This window comes from Dactylosporangium sp. NPDC050588 (genome assembly GCF_040654975.1).
GTDB lineage: Bacteria > Actinomycetota > Actinomycetes > Mycobacteriales > Micromonosporaceae > Dactylosporangium > Dactylosporangium maewongense.
In genome coordinates this window covers 84654-103798 of the sequence record NZ_JBFAJA010000024.1, presented here as the reverse complement: position 1 = coordinate 103798, position 19145 = coordinate 84654, and the positions used below count along the sequence as shown (strand labels likewise).

The following is a 19145-nucleotide window of genomic DNA, read 5'->3' as shown; positions in this document are numbered from 1 at the left end:
GGCGGGGTAGAAGTCGCAGCGAGGGGGTGTGCCGTGGCCGCGTCGGAGGACCGCCGGCAGTGGCGGGCGGCCGTGGTGGACCTGCTCCAGCGGGACCGGCTGGCCCAGCCGGACGAGCTGGGTGCCGTGGCCGCCGCCGCGGCCGCGCCGCTCGGCCTGGACGTCTGGGTCTACCTGGTCGACCAGGAGCAGCGGGTCCTGCTGCCGGTGCCGCGCCCGCCCGCGGCACCGCCACCTCCGCTCCCCGTCGAGTCCACTGTGGCCGGACAGGTCTTCATGACCGTCCGGCCAAGGGCGTCCACGGTGGACGGACGGCAGCGGCTGTGGATGCCGCTGCTGGACGGCACGGAGCGGCTCGGCGTGCTGGAGTTCGGGCTCGGCGACGGCGGGTCCGCCGACGACCCCGGGCTGCTGGCCGGCTGCGACCTGTTCGGCCAGCTCCTCGGTCACCTCGTGGCGACGAAGATGCCGTACGGCGACGCGCTGCTGCAGGTCCGGCGGCAGCGGCGGATGTCGGAGGCGTCGGAGCTGCTGTGGCGCCTGCAGCCGCCGATGACGTTCGTGAGCGAACGAGCCGTGGTCTCGGCGATCCTCGAACCCTGCTACGAGGTCGGCGGCGACGCGTTCGACTACGCGGCCAACGACGGGACGCTGTTCTTCGCGATCTTCGACACCGCCGGCCACGAGCTGCGGGCCGGGCTCGGCACCGCCGTCGTCATGTCCGCGATCCGCGCCGCCCGCCGCGGCGGCGAAGGGATCGCCGCGATGGCCCGCGCCGCCGACCGCGCGCTCGAGCGGCATCTGCCGGAGCTGCGGTTCACCACCGCGGTCCTCGCCGAGCTCGACCTGGACTCCGGCCGGCTGCGGTACGTCAACGCCGGCCACCCGCCGCCGCTGCTCATCCGCCGGGGCAGGGTGGTCCGCGGCCTCGACGGCGGCAAGCGGCTCCCGTTGGGCCTCGGCGAGGCGGCGGGTCTCAGCGCGGCGCCGGGTCGTGGTGAGGCGGCGGGTCGCGGCGATGCGGTGGTCGTGGGCGGGGACGAGGTCGCCGAGGAGCTGCTGGAGCGCGGTGACCGCCTGTTGCTGTACACCGACGGCGCCACCGAGGCCGTCGGCCGGGACGGCGGGGTGTTCGGCGTCGAAGGGCTGGTCGAGCTCGTCGAACGCGACACCGGCGAGCTGCCGGCCCCCGAGGCGCTGCGCCGGCTCTGCCACTCCGCGCTGGCGGGCTACGCAGGCACTCCGGCCGACGACGTCACGCTGCTGCTGGTGGAGTGGGCCCAGGACGCCGCGCGGCGGATGCTGCCCCTCGCCACGGCGGACCCCATTCCACCCTGGGGCGAATTCTGACAATTCGCCCCGATTCGCGTGTCACCCCGTGCGGGTGGGGTAGCGAATGAGTATGCGTACTGACAACTTCCCGAGCCTGGTGTCCGACCCCGAGGCCCTGGGGCTTCCCGGTACCGCCGACTACGACTCCACCGCGGGGGACGACGTCGACACCGGACGGGTCGCCGACGGCCCGGACCCGGCGCTGCTGCCGCTGGACCGCGACGACCAGCCGCTCGGGCTCGACCACGCCGACCCCGAGTCGCTGGACGACAAGCTCGACCGCGAACTGCCCGACACGTCGCCGGGGGAGGCCGGCCTGCGGCCCGACGCCACCGCGTCGCCGATCGCCGCCGAGTCGTTCGACCCCGACGCGACCGGCGAGACGCTGGACTCCGTCGACCGGGACACCGCGCTGGACGACGCTCCGGTCGAGCCCAACCTCGGCTCGCAGGTCTCGATGTACGACACGGGCGCCGGCGCCCGCGGCGGCACCGTCGGCCGGCTCGTCGAACCCGACGAGGGCACCGGCGAGGACACCGAGAAGGACGCGATCGCCTACGACGCCGGCGCCGCGGGCGGTGGGGCCACGGCCGAGGAGCTGGCCGTGCACGAGATCCCGGAACGGTGACCCATGGAGACGTCAGCGACGTTCATCGGCAACGCGACGGTGCTGCTGCGCCTCGGCGCGTTCACGCTGCTGACCGACCCCAACTTCCTGCACGCCGGGCAGCGCGCGTACCTCGGCTACGGCCTGTGGTCGAAGCGGCGCCTCGAGCCGGCGCTGGGCATCGACGACCTCCCGCCGCTCGACGGGGTCGTGCTGTCGCACCTGCACGGTGACCACTTCGACCGGGTCGCCCGCCGCGGCCTGCCCCGCGACCTGCCGTTCGTGACGACCCGCACGGCGCAGCGCCGGCTGTACAGGTGGCGCTTCACGGAAGCGGTCGGCCTGGCCACGTGGGAGGACGTCACGTGGCGGCGCGGCGGCCAGGCGCTGCGGATCACCGCGGTCCCCGCGCAGCACGGCCCTGCCGGCGTGCACCTGGCCCTGCCGGAGACGATGGGCACCGTCATCGACTGGTCCCGCGACGGCCACCGCCGGCTGCGCCTCTACGTCACCGGCGACACGCTCTTCCGCCGGTCCGTGCTGGGCCAGATCCCCGAACGCTTCGGCGACATCGACGCGGTGCTGATCCACCTCGGCGGCACCCGCATCCTCGGCGTGCTGGTCACCATGGACGCCCGCGACGGGGTCGCGCTGTCGCGCCTGATCCGCCCGCGCACCATCCTGCCGATCCACCACGACGACTACACCGTCATGCGCGACCCGCTGCACCACTTCGAGCGGCTCGCTGACGGCCTCCCGGTGCGCACCATGTCCCGCGGCGAGACGGTCGACCTGACCGCCGTCTCCGCGATCCAGTGAGGGGAATCGCCATGACCACCGACCCCGACCAGTTCCTCGACTTCCTCGACGACGACCAGCCCCCGGAGCCGGCCAAGGACTCGGACGCGGTGTCCCTGGAAGGCCGCGAACGCCCCCGCGACGAGGACGTGACCACCGACGAGACGGCACCCGAACCCCCCGACTGACGGCGGGGTCGCGATCAGCCGTCGCCGTCCGCCCCGATCAGCTCTGCCAGCGCCCGCCGCAGCCCGGCGTCGGGCGCCGCGACCGCGCTCCACACCGCCGTGCCACCCGTCACGGCCACGGCGACCCTCGCCGCGCCCTCGAACCGGTGCACCGCGTCGCACCCCTGGTTCATCGCCCACCCGTACGTCACCGGCAGCGCGGTGAGCCTGCCGTTGAGCGCCTCGAGGGCGCCGGCCGGCAGCGGATGGTCGAAATCGGCGGCCATCTCGCCCGCCCACAGCACCGCGTCCCACGCCGCCGCGAAGACGTACTCGGAGAACGCCTCGGCATACCGGCTCCGCGTCACGCAGGCGTCGTCGTCCGGGTCGACCAGGTACACCGGCGGATCACCGTACGACGCCTCGACTGCCACGACCCACCGGCAGCAGTGCTGGCCGTCGGTCTCCAGCAGCAGGTGCCCGCTGTCGAGGAACCGCCCGACGGCCGGGCTCCCGAAGTCCCGTGCCGTGGTGACCAGGTTCGAGCTGACCGCCGCGAGGCGCCGGTCCCCGCCGCGCAGGAACCACTCCCGGACCGCCTCCGGTAGTTCCCCTCCGATCCACCGCTCCAGCACGGCCACCTCGTCCGGCGCTGCCGCCGGCTCCCCGCCCCCGCCGAGCACCTCGAACGCCGCGTCGGTCCATCCCACGGTCCGATCACACCACGCCGTGCGGGAGTTCGGTCAGGCGGCGGTCGAGGAAGCGGCGCCCGGGGCCGTCGTCGGTGAGGGCTCTCGCGCGGAGGTAGGCGGCGCGGGCCTCGGTAGCCTCCTGCGCGGCGTCCTCGGCGAGGTCGAAGTCGCCGAGGACGCCGATGAGGGTGGCCAGGACGCGCCCCCACTCGGCACGGAAGATCCCGTCGAGTGCGGTTACCAATACACCTCCGATGGCCGGATCTCGACGGCTCCGCCGTGGCGGGCCGCCGGGACGCGGGCGGCCACCTCGATGGCCGCGTCGAGGTCGTCGGCCTCCAGGATGAACACGCCGACGGCCTCCTTCATCCCGACGAACGGCGAGCCACGAAGTCGACAGCCTCAGGAGGCGAATGCCGCGGCGTTGCGGGACGCCCAGGTCTGGAACGAGACGGGCGGGCGGCCCAGCATCCGCTCGACGTCGGGGCTCACCGCCTGCTCGTCCGGCAGGGGCCGGCCGAGGATGGCCAGGGTGCCGTCCGCGACCGGCGGGGGCATGAAGGTGAGCAGCTGGGCGCGGGCCTCCTCCGGGGTCTGCTCGACGAGGTCGACCGGCGCGCCGGTGGCGGCGGCGATCGCCGCCGCGCGGTCGCGGGGTGTGGTCGCCGCCGGTCCGGTGAGCACGTACGTGGCGTCGTCGTGCTCGGCGCCGGCGAGCAGGACCGCCGCCGCGACCGCCGCGATGTCGTCCGGGTCGACCAGTGGGAGGGCGACGTCCACGTACGGCGCGTACGCCACCCGATGCGAACGGATCGTCGGTGCCCAGGCGAACGTGTTGCTGGCGAAGCCGCCCGGGCGCAGGATCGTCCAGCGCACGCCGGCGCCGCGGACCGCCGCCTCCAGGTCGCGCAGCGGGGCGTGCGACGGGGTGTCGGGGCGGGTGCCGGCGGCCTGGGAGGACAGCAGGACGATGCGCGGCACGCCCGACTCGCGGACCGTGGCGACGAGCGCCCCGTGGTCGACCGGCGCGCCGGGCACCAGCAGGAACAGCGCGTCGGCGCCGTGCAGGGCCGGGCGGAGGCTCGCCGGGTCGGCGAGATCCGCGGCGAAGGAGCCGTGCGATGGTCCGGCGTTGCGGGAGACGGCGGCGACGGTGGCGCCGGCGGCGGTCAGGGTCTGTACGAGAGGGCGGCCGACGTTGCCGGTCGCACCCGTCACGACGATCTTCATGCCGGCGAAGCTAGCATCGTGGGGATAGTAGGTACCTACAGGAAAGTGACCATGCAGAAGGAAACCATCCCGGAACTGGCGTGCCCGATCGCGCCCGTGGTCGACATCGTGTTCAGCCGGTGGACGACGCCGATCCTGTGGACGCTGCACGAGCACGGGCGGCAGCGGTTCAGCGAGCTGGAGCGCCGCATCGGCACGGTCACGGCGAAGGTGCTCACCCAGCGGCTGCGGCAGCTGGAGCGGGACGGCCTCGTCGTCCGCACGTACACGCCGGAGATCCCGCCGCGGGTCGAGTACGAGATCAGCGACCTCGGCCGCAGCCTCGGCCCGCTGTTCCACTCGCTCGCCGACTGGGCGGGCGGGCACCTGCCGGCCGTCGACGCGGCGCGGGCCTCCTACGACGCCGCCGGCAAACCGCGCCCATGACAGCGGATCGGATGCGGGCGTTCGCCGTGCTGCTCGACCGTTCGGTGGAGCGGATCGCCGAGCTGTCCGCGGACGGCCGCCGGTTCGACCGGCGCGCGGTCGTGGGGCTCGCGGACATCTGGGACAACAGCACGTTCCCGCTGTTCGACACGGCGCTCCTGCGGCCGTCGTGGCTGCGTGAGCGGCGGGCGGCGGCGGCCCTGCGGTGGATGGCGGACGGCAGTCCCGCGCGCCGGGCGTGGATGATCGAGCAGGCCGCCGGCCACCGGCTGGAGTCCATGCTGCCGGAGCAGCGGGACCAGCCCGCGCACGTACGGGACTACAAGGCAGACCTGCGGCCGGGCGTCGTCCCGCTGACCGCGGCGGCGGCCGCCGGCACCGCCCGCGACTACGACCTGACCGGGGCCCGGGTCCGCACCGTACACCTGGAGCGCGGCGAGCACGGCATCCATGGCTACCTGTGGCTCGAGGCGCCGCGCCGCTACCCCGCGCCCGACAACGCCGGCGAAGCGATCGTCGAGGTGATGCTGGAGGACGTCCGGGAGGCCCGGTTCGACACCGGCGACGGCTCGGGGGCGGCGCTGACGGTCGACGGTGACGGGGTCGAGGTGCGGGTCGGCGCCCGCGGCCGGTTCGGCGCCGCGTCGGCGCGCGTCGGCTTCGACGACGACACGTGGCACCTGTCGGGTGCGGGCCGGGACGCGGCGGCGGCCGATCCACGCGGCCGCGCGTTCCGGCGCGAGCCGATCGGCTGGCCACCGGCCCGTGGCGCGGCCCGGGACGCGGCCCTGGTGGTGCACGAGGCGATGCTGGAGCTCCGGTCGGTGCGCTACGCGCACAACGTCGGGTCGGTTCGGTTCGGGCAGCTGTGCGCCGCGTTCGCCGGGGCGGGCACCGGCGTGCTCGCCGCGGCGGGCCGCCCCCGACGGGTCCGTGACCGCGCGTTCCGGGAGCTGGCCGAGGGGTGGCTCGCCGCGAGCCCCTGCCTGGCGGACCGCATCACGGACCGGTTCCCGGACGGCCACTGGGCCCGGGCGGCGGTCCCCGCAGGCGGCCCGCCACCGGCCCCGGCGGCGGCGATACCCGGGCCGGCCGAGCTCACCCTGGTCCACCACGTCGCGGCGCACGTCCGCTACGACGCCCCGCGCGACGCCTCCACGATCGTCAACCTGGCCGTCCCGGACGGCGACGGCCCGTGGAGCCCGCGGGCGCTGGAGTTCGAGCGCACCGCGGCCGTGTCGATCGACACGCCCGCGCTCACCGGCCCCCACCCCGTCTCGCACACCGCCGGCCGGTCGCTGTCCTTCACCGACGGTTCATTCTCCGTGACGTAGCGATCGCGATGCCCGGCGGGCCCGGCGAAGCGATAGCGTCTGCGGGATGGGACTGCGTGACGACCTCATCGACCTGCGCCGTGATCTGCACCGGCACCCGGAGATCGGCCTCGACCTGCCGCGCACCCAGCGGAAGGTGCTCGCCGCGCTCGAAGGCCTGCCGCTGGAGGTGACCACCGGCACCGCGCTGTCGTCGGTCACGGCCGTGCTGCGCGGCGGCCGGCGTGGCGGTGTGCACAGTCCGGCGGTGCTGCTGCGCGGCGACATGGACGCCCTGCCGGTCACCGAGCTCGCGGACGTGCCGTTCGCCTCGGCGGTGCCGGGCGCCATGCACGCCTGCGGTCACGACCTGCACACCGCCGGGCTGGTCGGCGCGGCCCACCTGCTCGCCGGGCGCCGCGACGAGCTGGCCGGCGACGTCGTGTTCATGTTCCAGCCGGGGGAGGAGGGCTGCAACGGCGCCGGGCTGATGATCGACGAGGGGGTGCTGGAGGCCGCCGGCTCCACCGTGGTCGCCGCGTACGGGCTGCACGTGCTGGCCACGGACTTCCCGCGTGGGGTGTTCGCGTGCCGGCCGGGTGCGCTGATGTCCGCCGCGGCGGGCCTCTACGTGCGGGTCGTCGGCGCGGGCGGGCACGGGTCGGCGCCGCACGACGCCCGCGACCCGATCCCGGCCGCGTGCGAGATGGTGACGGCGCTGCAGATGATGGTGGGGCGCCGGTTCAGCCCGTTCGAGCCGGTCGTGCTCACCGTCGGCGAGTTCCACGCGGGCACGCTGCGCAACGTCATCCCCGACGAGGCGGTGTTCTCCGCGACGGTACGGACGTTCAGCGCCGCCGCCGCGGAGCAGATCGCCCGGGACTCGGTGCGGCTGTGCGAGGGCATCGCGGCGGCGCACGGGCTGCGCGCCGAGGTGCGGTTCGAGCCGGAGTACCCGGTGACGGTCAACGACGACACGGAGGCGGCGTTCGTGGCGAGCACGGTCCGCGACGTGTTCGGGGCCGACCGGTTCCAGCACATGGAGCACCCGGACCCGGGCTCCGAGGACTTCTCCCGTGTCCTGCAGCGGGTCCCCGGCGCCTACCTGTTCCTCGGCGCGGCGGGCGGCGACGACCACACCGTCATGCCCAACAACCACTCGCCGCGCGCGGTCTTCGACGACAGCGTCCTGCACGACGGCGCCGTCCTGCTCGCCGAACTGGCCCGCCGCCGCCTGACCCCGGGGCCCGCCGCCTGACCGGGTCCGGCGCCACCTGACAACGGGGTAGAAAACCGTACGTACGTCTTGTTAGAGTCCCGGCGTGCTACCCGAACCCGGACCCGTGCGCCTGCTCGCCGGCGCCACCCTCATCAACACGTTCGGCAACGGCGTGTCGATGGCGTCGGTGGCGCTGTTCCTGACCCGGTCCGTCGGGCTGAGCGTGCGGGAGACCGGCCTCGCGCTGACCGTGACCGCCCTGGTGTGCCTCGTGTCGAGCGCGCCGATGGGGTACGTCGCGGACCGCCGCGGACCGCGTGGCGTCCTGCTCGCCGGCCTCCTCGTGCTGTGCGCGGGCTCGGCGGCGCTGGTGACGGTGCAGGACTTCTGGACGTACCTGCTGGTCGGGGTGCCGATGGCGGTCGGCGACGCGGCGCAGCGGGCGGCCAAGGGCGCGGTCATCGCCGGCGCGGTGCCCGCCGACCGGCGCGTCTACACCCGCGCCTACCTGCGCTCCGTCACCAACGCGGGCATCGCGGCCGGCGCCGCGGTGGCCGGCATCGGGCTCGCCGTGGACACCCGCCAGGCGTACCTCACGCTGATCGCCATCGACGCGGTCACGTACGCCGGCGCCGCGCTCGTGCTGCGCCGCCTCGCCCCGGTGCCGGCCGCGCCCAAGCGGCAGGACGGCCCCCGGCTTGTCGCGCTGCGGGACCGGCCGTTCCTGGCGTTCGTGGTCCTGGACGGGCTGATGGCCACGCACTTCGGGCTGTTCGAGGTCGCGCTGCCGCTGTGGATCGCGCACCGCACCGACGCGCCGCGCTGGCTGATCGCGGTGCTGTTCGGCATCAACACGACCGCCGTCGTGCTCTTCCAGGTCCGGGCCGCCCGAGGTACCGAGGAGCTGCCCGGCGCGGCGCGCGCCTCGCGACGAGCGGGGCTGGCGCTGTTCGCCGCGTGCGGGCTGTTCGCGTTGAGCGGCGGCGTGAGCATGCCGGTGACCGTGGCGCTGCTGGTCCTCGGGTCGATGGTGCACGTCGCCGCCGAGCTGTGGCACTCGGCCGCCGGGTGGGGCATCTCGTTCGGGCTTGCGCCGCCGGACGCGCACGGCCAGTACCAGGGCGCCTATGCGATGGGCATGCAGCTGGGCCAGATGCTCGCGCCCTTCGTGGTGACGACCCTCGCGGTCGGCTGGGGCGCGCCGGGCTGGCTGCTGCTGGGCGCGGCGTTCGCGGTCCTCGGCAGCCTGGTCCCGCCGGTCGTCGCGTGGGCCCGCGCGTCAGCCGCGGCGCACGGGCCCACGCCGGCGGTCAGCTCGCGAACGCCTTGACCTCGAGCAGACCGACCGAGCTGGTGCCGTTGGACTGCAGCACGACCCGCAACCGAGCGGTGCTGACCTGCGTGAACGTCACCGTGATGTACGCGTTGGCCGTCACCGGGTAGCCGCTGGCACCGGGCACGTCGGCGTACGCGCTGCCGGTCCAGTACTGCAGCTTCCAGCTCGACGGCACGTCGATGCCCTGGTTGTCGTCGAACAGGTACACCTGCGCGCGCTTGAGCGTCTGGTTGCTGCTCCAGGTGAGCTCCGCCCACTGCTGGCCGCTGTTCGGCCACGTGCCCCAGCGCGGGTTCACGGTGTCGTTGGACGACGGCGGGTCGATGCCGTCGTTGATCGCCGCGACCGACTCCCACGCCGACGTGTACGACGCGGACGCCGTCGCCGACCGGGCCAGGTTGCTGTCCTGGGGCGGCGGGTTGCTGCCGCCGCCCTTGATGAGGAACAGGTTGTCGGCGACGTTGTAGTACTGCGCCAGGTACGACCCCGCCGGCGGGTTGGTGTGGTAGTAGTCGTCGTGGTTGCAGTCGAGCCGGTCGTCGTGGGACCGGTTCGTGCACACCGTGCGGATGACGACGTTGTCGCCGTCCTTGTAGCACATGACGTCCCACTCGTCGGTGCAGTGTCCGTAGCCGGACGCGTTCGGCGCGTTGTTGTTGACGGCGCCGAGCGTGTGCCCGAGCTCGTGCGCGGCGACGCCGGCCGACCAGCAGCCGTTGTCCGCCCGCGCGTACTCCGGTCCGGTGTTCGACCGGTTCGCGTCGCTCTTGCGCGTGTCGCCGGCCAGCCCGCCGATGCCGCAGTACACGTTGGCGTCGACGAACTGCAGGTACTTGCGGTCCGTCCGGTTGTAGCCGGCCGCCTTGACCGCGTTGAGCAGCGGCGCCCAGTCGTTGGCGTTCAGTGCCGAGTCGGCGATCTTCACGTCCCGCACGACCGGCCGGCACGCGCCGTTGACGGTCTCGGTGACGTACCGGACGTGCCGCTCGCCGCCCGTCTCCTTGGCGCTCTCGTTGAAGATCGTGTCGACGCCCTCGGCGAGGGTGCGGAACGTCTCGAGGTACTGCGTGTACCGGCTGGTCGAGCCGTGGATGTAGAGCACCTCGACCCGTCGCCCGCTCGTGCCGTCGCCTTCGCAGACCGCGAGCGACTGCACGGTGGCCGCGGCCTTGGCCGTGCTGCCGGCGAGGGCGGGCACGGGCGTCTTCACCGACAGCCCGGCCGGGGCGGCGTCCGGGCCGTGCGTGCACATGATCGGGCTGGTGCCTTTGACCTCGAGCAGCCCGGCGCCGCACGGCCCCGCGGCCCGCCGCTGCAGCCCGTCGTAGACAAGCCCTTTGGCGGCGTCGTTCTTCGGCAGGCCGGCGCTGCTCTCACCGGCGGACGCCGTGCCCATGAAGGCGCCGGTCACGGCCAGGCCGAGCGCCGCGACGGCCGCGACGACCAGGCGGGTGGTTCGTTTTCGGGGCATGATTCGGACTCCCTGTCACAAGGGTGGGGGGCGGGGCCGATGCGCATCGACGAAATCCTTTTCGGCACCCTGGCAGGGCGAATCGCCCCGCGTCAATCCTTGTGACAGGATGTGCGGAGATTTAAGGTCCCCCACAACTCCCGAAACCTTTTCGCCCCTCCAGCCGCTCTGAAACTTTCTCCCCGCCACCCCACCCCCGCATGGACATTGCACGATCAACCCTCAATTCAGAGATCGTTTGCAGCTGGATCGCGCACGGCCTATGGCGCAAACCGCACAAATACGTGCATTGACCAACGTCGGCGTGCCTGCGGGGTTTGGGTGTGGAGGCAGTCGCCGCCTGCGGTCTCATGTGCGCTATTCACTGCTCGCGTCCCTGTCTGCTTGCGTGCCCTGTCCGCGTGCCCTTGTTTGAGGGTCCGTCTTGGGCGGCACAGACGTTGATCAATCGGCGTGCAAAGTGGACGGACGGCTGTTGTCGGCCGTCCGTCCACTTTGGAGCAGGGGTGGTTACCAGGCGATCGCCTGTTCCCACATGCGTACGTAAGCCTCGGCGCCGGACAGGAGTTGCTGGCGGAGCAGGGTGCTGTCGGGGCCGGCGCGCTGGATGAGGTCGGTGGTCCAGTCGGCGAAGAGGCCGTACTGCGCGGCGCCGTCGGTGTTGACGTCGAAGGTGCGCGAGCCGAAGACCTGCTTCGTGACCGTGGTGCCGTTCGGTGCGGTGAACGGGTAGAGCAACGGCGTCGTGGCCGCGTCGGGGCGGGGGTTCGCCTGGTCGCCGAGGCCGTTGACGTCGGTGCCGTAGCCGTATCCGGTGATGGCGTTGCCGTGCGGGGCGGCGCGGTTGGCACGCCACTCGCTCAGGAACTCCGGCACCGAGTTGGCGTAGGTGGCCACGAAGCCGCCGAGCGCGAGAATCCGGTCGATCATGGTCGGGTCGGACCAGCTGTGCACCGAGGTCACACCCGGGTAGCGGGCGGCCGCGGCCATGTCGAGCACGGCCTGGGCGGTCTTCACGCTCATGTGGTCGACGTGGATGATCATGCCGCGGTCCATCATCCGCTGGATGAGGTAGCGGCCGAGGCTGGTCAGGCCGCGGGTGTTGCAGATCTTGCCGCTGGGGTAGACCGGCAGCACGGTGCCGGGCGGCAGGCTCAGCACCCCGAAGCTCAGCAGCCGGACGAGGTCGTCCTGCACGAGGGGCTGCTCGTTGTCGGACGGGCCGGTGCAGCTGGTCGCGGTCCACCAGTGGCCGGTGGACAGCAGGTTGCCGACGTTGACGAACGCCCCGGTGAGGCCCGCGTCGAAGCGGGTGCCGCCGAAGGCGTTGTCGAACTTGTGGATCGGGTACAGGCCGGAGACGCCGATCGCCTGCAGTTCGTCGAGACCGGCGTCGATCTGGGCGGTGGTGCACTGCGGGACGTCGTTGCTCTCGCGGCAGCCGAAGATCTCGGAGTTCTCCACGCCGATCGTGACGGCCAGCTTGCCCTGCGCGGCGATGCTGCGCACCTGGGCCGGCGTGGTCGCGATGCGGAACCAGCCCTTGCCGGCGCCGCCGTTCTGCGCGTCGATGTAGTCCTGCATCGAGTACAGGTAGCGGGACTGGACCCGGATCTGGTCCATCTCGTCGCAGGGGGTGTCGCGGAACGGGAAGAGCTCGCAGATCGACCGGTTCGCGACCAGCAGCGCGTTGAGCACCCGCTGGCCGGCCCGCCAGGACCGTTCGATGCCCCGGTAGTACGACTGCTCGTGCAGCAGCGAGTTGTGCTGCGGCCAGTCGCCGAAGGTCGGCCAGCCGTCCTCGGGTGAGTTCGCCGCGTCGGTGCCGCCGACGATGGCCTCGAAGAGCGCGCCGACGTTGAGGCTGCGGTGCGTGTCGCAGCCGGCGAGCGCGACCTGCACGCCGCCGGATGCCCACGCCTCGCCGCAGTGCATCTGCCCGCCGAACGCCGCGGCGGCCGTGATGTGGGCGTGCGCGTCGATGGTGCCGACGAGCCTGCCGCCGCTGTCGACGCCGGGCGCGGCGGTGCCGGTGACGCCCGGGTCGATGTCGGGCGGGGTGAAGCAGCCCGTCGCGGTGGCGAGGGCCACGGTGTACGACGTGCCGGCCGCGCCGAGGCTCCACAGGAACGAGCCCATGGTCTGGCCGGTGGCCGTGGCGGTGAACCGGTAGCGGTCGCCGGCTTTGGTGACGGTGAAGTCGGCCCGGTCCCCGTAGGAGTCGCCGGCCATGATGAAGCCGACGACGCTCTGGTACGCGGGCTTGCCGTCGGAGCCGAACAGCTCGTACCGGCCGAGTTGGGTGGCCTCCAGCCGGAACGGCGTGGCGCCGGAGGCGGAGGACGTGAAGCCGTACCCGGCCCCGCTGCGCACGACGTAGCCGGTCGCGCTGGAGCCGTTGAAGACCCGCAGCGTGGCGCAGGTGCCGTCGAGCGCGTCGGCGTTGGCGGTGATCGCAGCGGCGGAGGCCGGTGGTGCGGCCGCGATCGAGGCGGCCGCGACGGAGACGAGCAGTGTGGTGAGGAAGGCGGTCGGGTGGCGTAACGACAGGGACATAAGGCGGTGCCCCTTCATGCGTGCCGGAAACACGCGCTCCGGCGGCCGGTGTGAAGTCAGACCAGCGTCCGATAGGCAGCGGTCACTGTCAACAGGAAGCGAGAATCTTTCGGTTTTCCTGCCGCTGGGCCGCCGGTGCGCGGTGCGGGCGTCAAACGCCGGCGGGGGAGTGGGCGGACAGGTCGGCGCGGATGCGGTCCAGCGTCGTGGCCATGGCCTTCGGCATCGAGCGGTCCCGGCCCGTGACCCGCTCGTAGAGGAGCATGCCGCGGCCCGCGCTGAGCGCCATCGTCTGCACGAGCCGGGTGCCGCCGGGCACGGGGGAGAGCTGGAAGCGCCAGGTGGTGCTGTCGAAGAAGGGGGCCCGCCACAGGGTGCGGAACGCGAACTCCTCGCCGGGCTTCGCGGTGGTCACCACGCACTCGCGGGTCCAGCGGGCGATGCCGTGGCGGCTCGACCCGCGGAAGCGGGCGCCGGTCGCGGGGCCGGTCGCGGCGTCGTCCCACTCGCTGCGGTAGCACTCCGGGCTCCAGCGGCCCATGCGCGTGACGTCGGAGATCGCGGCGTACACGGCCTCGGGGCCGACCGGGATGACGACCTCCGCGCGGGCCGTCAGCGCGATGTCGGGGTGCGCCGGCGCGAGGTCGCCGTACGCGTCCTGGAGACGGCGGGTGTACCGGCCGCGGGTGAGCCGCAGGATCATCCGCAGCGGGGCGCTGCGCAGCACGGTGCGGGCCAGCTCGGCGTCGGCGGTCATCACCCACGGCACGGCGAAGCCCATCCTGATCGGCAGGGCCTTGCGCATGGCCTTCTCCATGGCCGCGTGCCGCTTCGGGCTGATGCGCTCGGCGACGATCGGCACCACGACCGCCTCCTCCTCGGCGAGGTGCGGGGTCATCAGGTCCCGCAGCCGCACCGCGGCGTCGGCGAGGTCGGCGGCGCCGCCCGGGCCCTCCTGCAGGGCGGCCCGGATGGTGTCCATCAGGGGGTCCAGCTCGCCGTGGTCGTCGCTGAGCGCGTCCAGCTCCGCGGACGGCCCGACCGCCTCGCGCAGCATCGGCCACAGGAACCGGTCCTCGCCGACGTGGTGGTGGTGGATCATGTCGATCACGTCGCCGATGTGGGCGCGCAGCGCGGTGAGCTGGCGTGGGCCGGGCCGTCGCCGGCCCGCGGCGAAGTCTTGCGCGAATGCGGCGAGCCGGTCGAGCTCGACCCGGATCGCGGCGTGCATCAACAGGTATCCGGACTGGTCTGTCATCGTGTTCGCTCCTCGGTTATATTCGGTACAGCCACACTGTATTCGAGCCAGCAGGTATGGAGTCAATATCGTGGACACGACACAGAGCCGGGCCTACCGCTCACCGCGGCGCCAGGCGCAGGCCGAGGCGACCCGGGCCGCGATCGTGCGCGCCGCCGGGCGGCTGTTCGCCGAGCGTGGCTACGCCGGCACCACGATGCAGGCGATCGCCGACGAGGCCGGCGTCGCCGTCGAGTCGGTCTACAAGGCCGGCTCCAAGGCGCAGCTGCTGCGCCGCGCCCACGAGGAGGCGGTGGCCGGCGACGACCGGCCGATCGCCCTGTACGACCGGGACGAGGTGCGCGCCGCGCTCGCCGTCGACGACCAGCGGGAGCTGATCCAAGCGTTCGCCCGCACCGTCGCGGACCGGGCGCAGACGCTGACCCCGATCAGCCGGGCCTTCGTCCAGGCCGCCGGCGCCGACCCGGCGATCAACGAGTCGTGGGAGGAGCTGGAGGAGCAGCGCCTCACCGACATGCGCCGGCTGGTGGAGTCCGTCGCCGCGCTCGGTCCGCTGCGCGACGGCCTGAGCGTCGAGCACGGCGGCACGCTGCTGTGGACGGTGCTCAACCATCAGGCCGGCTGGCTGGTCGCGCACCGTCTCCGCTGGGACGACAAGCGGGTCGCCGACTGGATGGCGGAGCTCGTCACCTGCCTGCTGCTCCCAGCCGCATAGGCAGCAGCGCGTCGAACTCCGCGGCCGGCACGGCCTTGGAGAAGTGGAAGCCCTGGCCGACCTCGCAGCCCAGGCGGTGCAGCTCCGCGGCCTGCTCGGCGTGCTCGATGCCCTCGGCGACCACGCCGAGCCCCAGCGCGGCGGCCAGGTCGAGGATCGCCCGCGCCAGCGCGGACTGCTCGGCGCCGGCCGCGACCCCGTCCACGAACGGCTTCGGGATCTTCAGGACGTCGATCGGGAAGTCGTGCAGGCGGGACAGCGACGAGTAGCCGGTGCCGAAGTCGTCGACGGCCAGCTGCACGCCGAGGGCCTTCAGCTCGCCGAGGCGGTGCTGGGCGACGTCCGCGTCCTCCTGCAGCAGCGACTCCGTGATCTCCAGCGTGAGCAGGTGCGGCGCCAGCCCCGACCGGGCGAGCGTCTGCTGCACGTACAGGACGACCGCGGGATCCTGGACCTGCCGCGGCGACAGGTTGACGCTGATCTTCAGCCCGGGCCACGCGGCCGCCTGGCGGCAGGCGGTCTCCAGGACCGTGTATCCGAGCGGCAGGATCAGCCCGCTCTCCTCGGCGAGGGGGATGAACCGGTCCGGCGGGATGAACCCGTGTCGCGGATGCGGCCAGCGTACGAGCGCCTCGGCGCCCACGATCGCACCGTCGGACAGGTCGACGAACGGCTGGTAGTACACCTGCAGCTCATGCCGCTCGACGGCGCCGCGCAGCTCCTCGGCGAGGTCGAGCTTCTCCAGCAGACCCGCGTGCATGCTCGGGGCGAAGTAGGCGAACCGGTTGCGCCCCTGCCGTTTCGCCATGTGCATCGCCACGTCGGCGTTGCGCAGCAGCTCGTCGGCGTCGGGGAGCCGGTCGGGGTCGGGCAGCGCGATGCCGACGCTCGCCTGCGGCTGGATCTCCCGGCCGCCGATCGCCAGCGGCTGGCGCAGCGTGGCGAGGATCCGTTCGGCGACCCGGGCGGCCTCGGCGGCGTCGTCGAGGTGCTCCAGCAGCATCGCGAACTCGTCGCCGCCGAGGCGGGCGGCGGTGTCGGCGGAGCGCAGGCACGTGCGCAGCCGGTCGCCGACGGCCCGCAGCAGGGCGTCGCCGGCCGAGCGGCCCAGGGAGTCGTTGACGGTCTTGAAGTCGTCGAGGTCCACGACGAGGACGGCGATGTGCTGGTACGGGGTCCCGCGCCGCTCCAGCGCGTGGTGCACCCGGTCGGCGAGCAGGGCCCGGTTGGCCAGGCCGGTCAGCTCGTCGTGGAACGCCCGGTGGGTGAGCTGGTCCTCCAGGGCTTTGCGTTCGGTGATGTCGCGGGTGGTCAGCAGGTAGCCGCTGACGTCGGCGTCGTCGACGACCCGGCCCACGGTCTCGGTCACGATGTACTGCCCGTTGGCGCGCCGTAGCCGGCACTCGATGGGCCCGACCCGGCCGCCCTCGGTGACGGCGCTGCCGAGCAGGACCGCGACCCGGTGCCGGTCGTCGGGGTGGACGAGGTCGGTCAGCGGCGTGCCGAGCAGCGCGTCGGGGTGGTGGTCCAGCAGCGAGCGCACCGACGGCGTCACGTACTGGATGGTCGCGTCCCGGCCGCAGATCGACAGCACGTCGGTGACCTGCTCGGTGAGCCGCTGGAAGCGGTCCTCGGCGCGCTGCCGCTGGACGTCGCGCAGCGCCGCCATCAGGTCCGCCATGCGGATCAGGATCAGCACGAACAGCACGCACGACGCGGCGAGGAACACCGCCAGCTCCGCCACCGCCGCCGACTCGACCGTGATCACGGCCGGGATGAGCAGCGCGGCGACCGCGAGCAGCACCGCGAAGCGGCCGCTGGTCAGCCGGGCCGGCCCCGGCGCCACGGGATCGTCGAGCCGGCGCATGCCCGGGTGCAGGGCGGCGCAGCCGATGCCGAGGTAGAACAGGATCCAGCCGGCATCGACCCAGCTGCCGGCGTGGAACTGGTCCCGCAGCGACTGCCACGCGAAGATCGCGTCGGTGGCCAGCAGCGCGAGGAGGCTGCCGAGCAGCAGCCAGAACGGCGTGTCGCGGGCGGTCCGGCCGCTGCCGAGCCGGGCCAGGACCGCCAGCACCAGCACGTCGCCGAGCGGGTACGCCACCTCCGTGGCCCGCTCCAGCACCGTGCCGCCGGTGACGTTGCTGAGGTACGGCCCGATCAGGAACACCCAGGTCAGCAGCGACATGCCGACGGTGATGATGGCGGCGTCGAGCAGTGCCGCGCGGTCGCCGCCCGGGCTGCGCCGCCGGACCAGGATCACCAGGGCGGCCGCGAGCAGCGGGTACAGCGCCAGGTACCAGACGTCGGCGAGCGACGGCCCCGCCGGCTGCCGGTCGTCCACCAGCTGCGGCCAGTAGAACAGCGCCTCCCCGACGGTGTACGCCACCAGCCCGACGGCGATGAGCACCCACGGCAGCGGCCGCGCCGGCCGGTGCCGGGCCGCGCCGGCCACGATCGCGACCACCGTCGACGCCGAGATCACCGTCCACAGCACCGACCGCAGCGGCGAGTCGGGCGTGAGGTAGTACGCCGCGCTGAGCGTCACAACGACGCACACGTACGCCCGGACCAGCACGGACACCCCCTCTTCCACCCATCTGATCGGCCGCCGCGGGGCCGGGTTTACGAAGTCGCACCAACGCGGCAACCCGGAACGCCGCGCCGCCCGTCCCACAGGGGTGAAGACGTCGGACGAAGCAGAGTTCCGCGACTACGCGGGGCCACGGATGGCCACCTGGCGCCGGACCGCGTTCCTGCTGTGCCGCGACTGGCACCTCGCGGACGACCTCGTGGCGACGGTGCTGGACAAGCTGTTCCGGCAGTGGCACCGGCGGGACTCGATCCACAGCCTCGACGCGTACGTCGGCGGCATGCTCGCCCGCGCCGTCGTCGACGAGCACCGCCGCCCGTGGCGGCGCGAGGTGCCCGGCGACGACCTTCCGGCGCCCGACCCGCCACGGCACGCCGACGCGACCGTCGAGCGGCTGACCCTCGACACCTACCTGGCGCAGCTCGGCCCGCGGCGGCGGGCCGTGCTGGTGCTGCGCTTCTACTGCGACCTCTCCGTCGAGGAGACCGCCGAGATCCTCGGCGTCTCCGCCGGCACCGTGAAGAGCCAGACCGCCCGCGGCCTGGAGACCCTGCGCGCCCTCGCCGCGCCACCGACCCCGACCCCGGTCCCGACCGTCAGGCAGGCATGATGAGCCACCAGCAGCTGTTCGACACCGTCCTCAGCGACGAGCCCCCGGCCCGCGACACCCTCGACACGCTCGTGCGCCGCTCCCGGCGCCGGGTCCGGCACCGCCGCCTCGCGACCGCCGGCGGCGGGGTGGCCCTCGCCGCGTTCGCCGCCGCGCTGATCCTGCCGGGGGCGGCGCCACCGGCCCTGACCGGCGCCCCGCCGAACACGTTTCCGACCGCGCCGGAGCAGACGGCGAGCGGCCTGCTCGGGCTGAAACCGGTCGAGCCCCTCGAGTCCGCCGTCGAGCGGCTCGCCGGGACGGTCCCGGTGGTGGTGGCGCAGGTCGTCCCGGGGGCGCGGGTCGTCGGGCGCCCCACAGTGGAGCGGCGGGTGGTGCCGGCCGCCGCCGACTCGCTCGAGCAGACCTACGCGTACGTGGTGACCGCCGACGTGACCGCCGGCGGGGTGACGGGCGCGCTGCGGATCACCATGGTGCGGCAGTACGCGGCGTCGGTGACCACCTCGTGCCACCCCGACCTCACGATCACCGTCGTGCCGGGCATGACGCCGCCGTACACGGCGTACTCGTGCATCCTGGAGGACGTGGTGCCGTCGTACACGACGGAGACCGTCCGCGACGAGCGGCCCGGCATGATCCGGAACATGGCGCGGCACGAACGCGGCGACGGCAGCACCGTCGAGGTGTCCGTCAGCAACGAGCCGTCGCTGACCGGCAACCCGCCCCTGACCGGTGAGCAGGCCGTCGAGATCGCCCGCGACCCGAGGCTCACCCTGTACCCCGCCTGACCCGGTCGGGTGGACACGGCCGCCACATCACCGG

18 protein-coding genes and 1 pseudogene are annotated in these 19145 nt (G+C 73.4%); 11 read left to right on the top strand and 8 right to left on the bottom strand.

Annotated features, from left to right (window positions below; genetic code table 11):
* Positions 1–33 precede the first annotated feature (33 nt).
* From AB0I21_RS18750 to AB0I21_RS18735, 4 genes are read left to right on the top strand one after another with little or no spacing between them, the layout of a single operon-like run.
* Complete coding sequence (locus AB0I21_RS18750; protein ID WP_360562603.1) at positions 34–1350, top strand: PP2C family protein-serine/threonine phosphatase; 1317 nt, start codon at positions 34–36, stop codon at positions 1348–1350.
* Positions 1351–1402: 52 nt separating this feature from the next.
* Entirely contained in the window at positions 1403–1960 is a 558-nt protein-coding gene (locus tag AB0I21_RS18745) for a DUF5709 domain-containing protein (protein ID WP_360562601.1), read from the top strand.
* Between the two features lie 3 nt (positions 1961–1963).
* Entirely contained in the window at positions 1964–2758 is a 795-nt protein-coding gene (locus tag AB0I21_RS18740; protein ID WP_360562599.1) for an MBL fold metallo-hydrolase, read from the top strand.
* 11 nt (positions 2759–2769) lie between these two features.
* Positions 2770–2925 carry a hypothetical protein gene (locus tag AB0I21_RS18735; RefSeq protein ID WP_344499508.1) on the top strand — a complete coding sequence of 52 codons (156 nt, stop codon included), beginning with the start codon at positions 2770–2772 and terminating at the stop codon, positions 2923–2925.
* Positions 2926–2939: 14 nt separating this feature from the next.
* Here the strand turns inward: AB0I21_RS18735 and AB0I21_RS18730 are convergent, their stop codons facing one another.
* The 4 genes and pseudogenes from AB0I21_RS18730 to AB0I21_RS18715 all read right to left on the bottom strand — a co-directional run bounded on the left by AB0I21_RS18730 (position 2940) and on the right by AB0I21_RS18715 (position 4826).
* Entirely contained in the window at positions 2940–3614 is a 675-nt protein-coding gene (locus tag AB0I21_RS18730; RefSeq protein ID WP_360562597.1) for a hypothetical protein, read from the bottom strand.
* A gap of 7 nt (positions 3615–3621) precedes the next feature.
* Positions 3622–3840 (bottom strand): hypothetical protein, encoded by a 219-nt coding sequence (locus AB0I21_RS18725; protein WP_360562595.1) that lies wholly within the window; start codon positions 3838–3840, stop codon positions 3622–3624.
* Positions 3834–3968: pseudogene (locus tag AB0I21_RS18720) on the bottom strand (YciI family protein); the annotation flags it as partial. The gene AB0I21_RS18725 and the pseudogene AB0I21_RS18720, both read right to left, overlap by 7 nt.
* Before the next feature lie 30 nt (positions 3969–3998).
* Entirely contained in the window at positions 3999–4826 is an 828-nt protein-coding gene (locus AB0I21_RS18715; protein ID WP_360562594.1) for an NAD(P)H-binding protein, read from the bottom strand.
* Between the two features lie 51 nt (positions 4827–4877).
* On the opposite strand from AB0I21_RS18715, the gene AB0I21_RS18710 reads away from it, so the two are divergent.
* From AB0I21_RS18710 to AB0I21_RS18695, 4 genes are all read left to right on the top strand, one after another.
* Positions 4878–5252: a helix-turn-helix domain-containing protein gene (locus AB0I21_RS18710; RefSeq protein WP_360562592.1), complete on the top strand. Its 375-nt coding sequence runs from the start codon at positions 4878–4880 to the stop codon at positions 5250–5252.
* Positions 5249–6586: a hypothetical protein gene (locus AB0I21_RS18705; RefSeq protein ID WP_360562590.1), complete on the top strand. Its 1338-nt coding sequence runs from the start codon at positions 5249–5251 to the stop codon at positions 6584–6586. The genes AB0I21_RS18710 and AB0I21_RS18705 overlap by 4 nt, the downstream gene beginning before the upstream one ends.
* Before the next feature lie 46 nt (positions 6587–6632).
* Positions 6633–7823, top strand: a complete 1191-nt coding sequence (locus AB0I21_RS18700; protein WP_360562588.1) for a M20 family metallopeptidase — start codon at positions 6633–6635, stop codon at positions 7821–7823.
* A 64-nt stretch (positions 7824–7887) separates the two neighbouring features.
* Complete coding sequence (locus AB0I21_RS18695; protein ID WP_360562586.1) at positions 7888–9114, top strand: MFS transporter; 1227 nt, start codon at positions 7888–7890, stop codon at positions 9112–9114.
* On the opposite strand, the gene AB0I21_RS18690 is transcribed toward AB0I21_RS18695, so the two are convergent.
* The 3 genes from AB0I21_RS18690 to AB0I21_RS18680 form a co-directional block, all read right to left on the bottom strand.
* Positions 9095–10591 (bottom strand): hypothetical protein, encoded by a 1497-nt coding sequence (locus tag AB0I21_RS18690; RefSeq protein WP_360562584.1) that lies wholly within the window; start codon positions 10589–10591, stop codon positions 9095–9097. The two genes, AB0I21_RS18695 and AB0I21_RS18690, sit on opposite strands and share 20 nt — an antisense overlap.
* A gap of 510 nt (positions 10592–11101) precedes the next feature.
* Positions 11102–13147, bottom strand: coding sequence for a hypothetical protein (locus tag AB0I21_RS18685; RefSeq protein WP_360562582.1), 2046 nt, complete (start codon positions 13145–13147; stop codon positions 11102–11104).
* 151 nt (positions 13148–13298) lie between these two features.
* A complete protein-coding gene (locus tag AB0I21_RS18680; RefSeq protein WP_360562580.1) occupies positions 13299–14405 on the bottom strand; it encodes a hemerythrin domain-containing protein in 1107 nt (368 codons plus the stop codon).
* 70 nt (positions 14406–14475) lie between these two features.
* Here AB0I21_RS18680 and AB0I21_RS18675 point away from each other — a divergent pair, with 70 nt between their 5' ends.
* Positions 14476–15120: a helix-turn-helix domain-containing protein gene (locus AB0I21_RS18675; protein ID WP_360562578.1), complete on the top strand. Its 645-nt coding sequence runs from the start codon at positions 14476–14478 to the stop codon at positions 15118–15120.
* Here AB0I21_RS18675 and AB0I21_RS18670 read toward each other — a convergent pair.
* Positions 15092–17704, bottom strand: coding sequence for an EAL domain-containing protein (locus AB0I21_RS18670; RefSeq protein ID WP_360562576.1), 2613 nt, complete (start codon positions 17702–17704; stop codon positions 15092–15094). The genes AB0I21_RS18675 and AB0I21_RS18670 overlap by 29 nt on opposite strands.
* Positions 17705–17801: 97 nt before the next feature.
* Between AB0I21_RS18670 and AB0I21_RS18665 the strand changes: the two genes are divergently transcribed.
* Positions 17802–18323 carry a SigE family RNA polymerase sigma factor gene (locus tag AB0I21_RS18665; protein ID WP_360562574.1) on the top strand — a complete coding sequence of 174 codons (522 nt, stop codon included), beginning with the start codon at positions 17802–17804 and terminating at the stop codon, positions 18321–18323.
* Complete coding sequence (locus AB0I21_RS18660; RefSeq protein ID WP_360562572.1) at positions 18323–19111, top strand: hypothetical protein; 789 nt, start codon at positions 18323–18325, stop codon at positions 19109–19111. The genes AB0I21_RS18665 and AB0I21_RS18660 overlap by 1 nt, the downstream gene beginning before the upstream one ends.
* Positions 19112–19145: the final 34 nt, after the last annotated feature.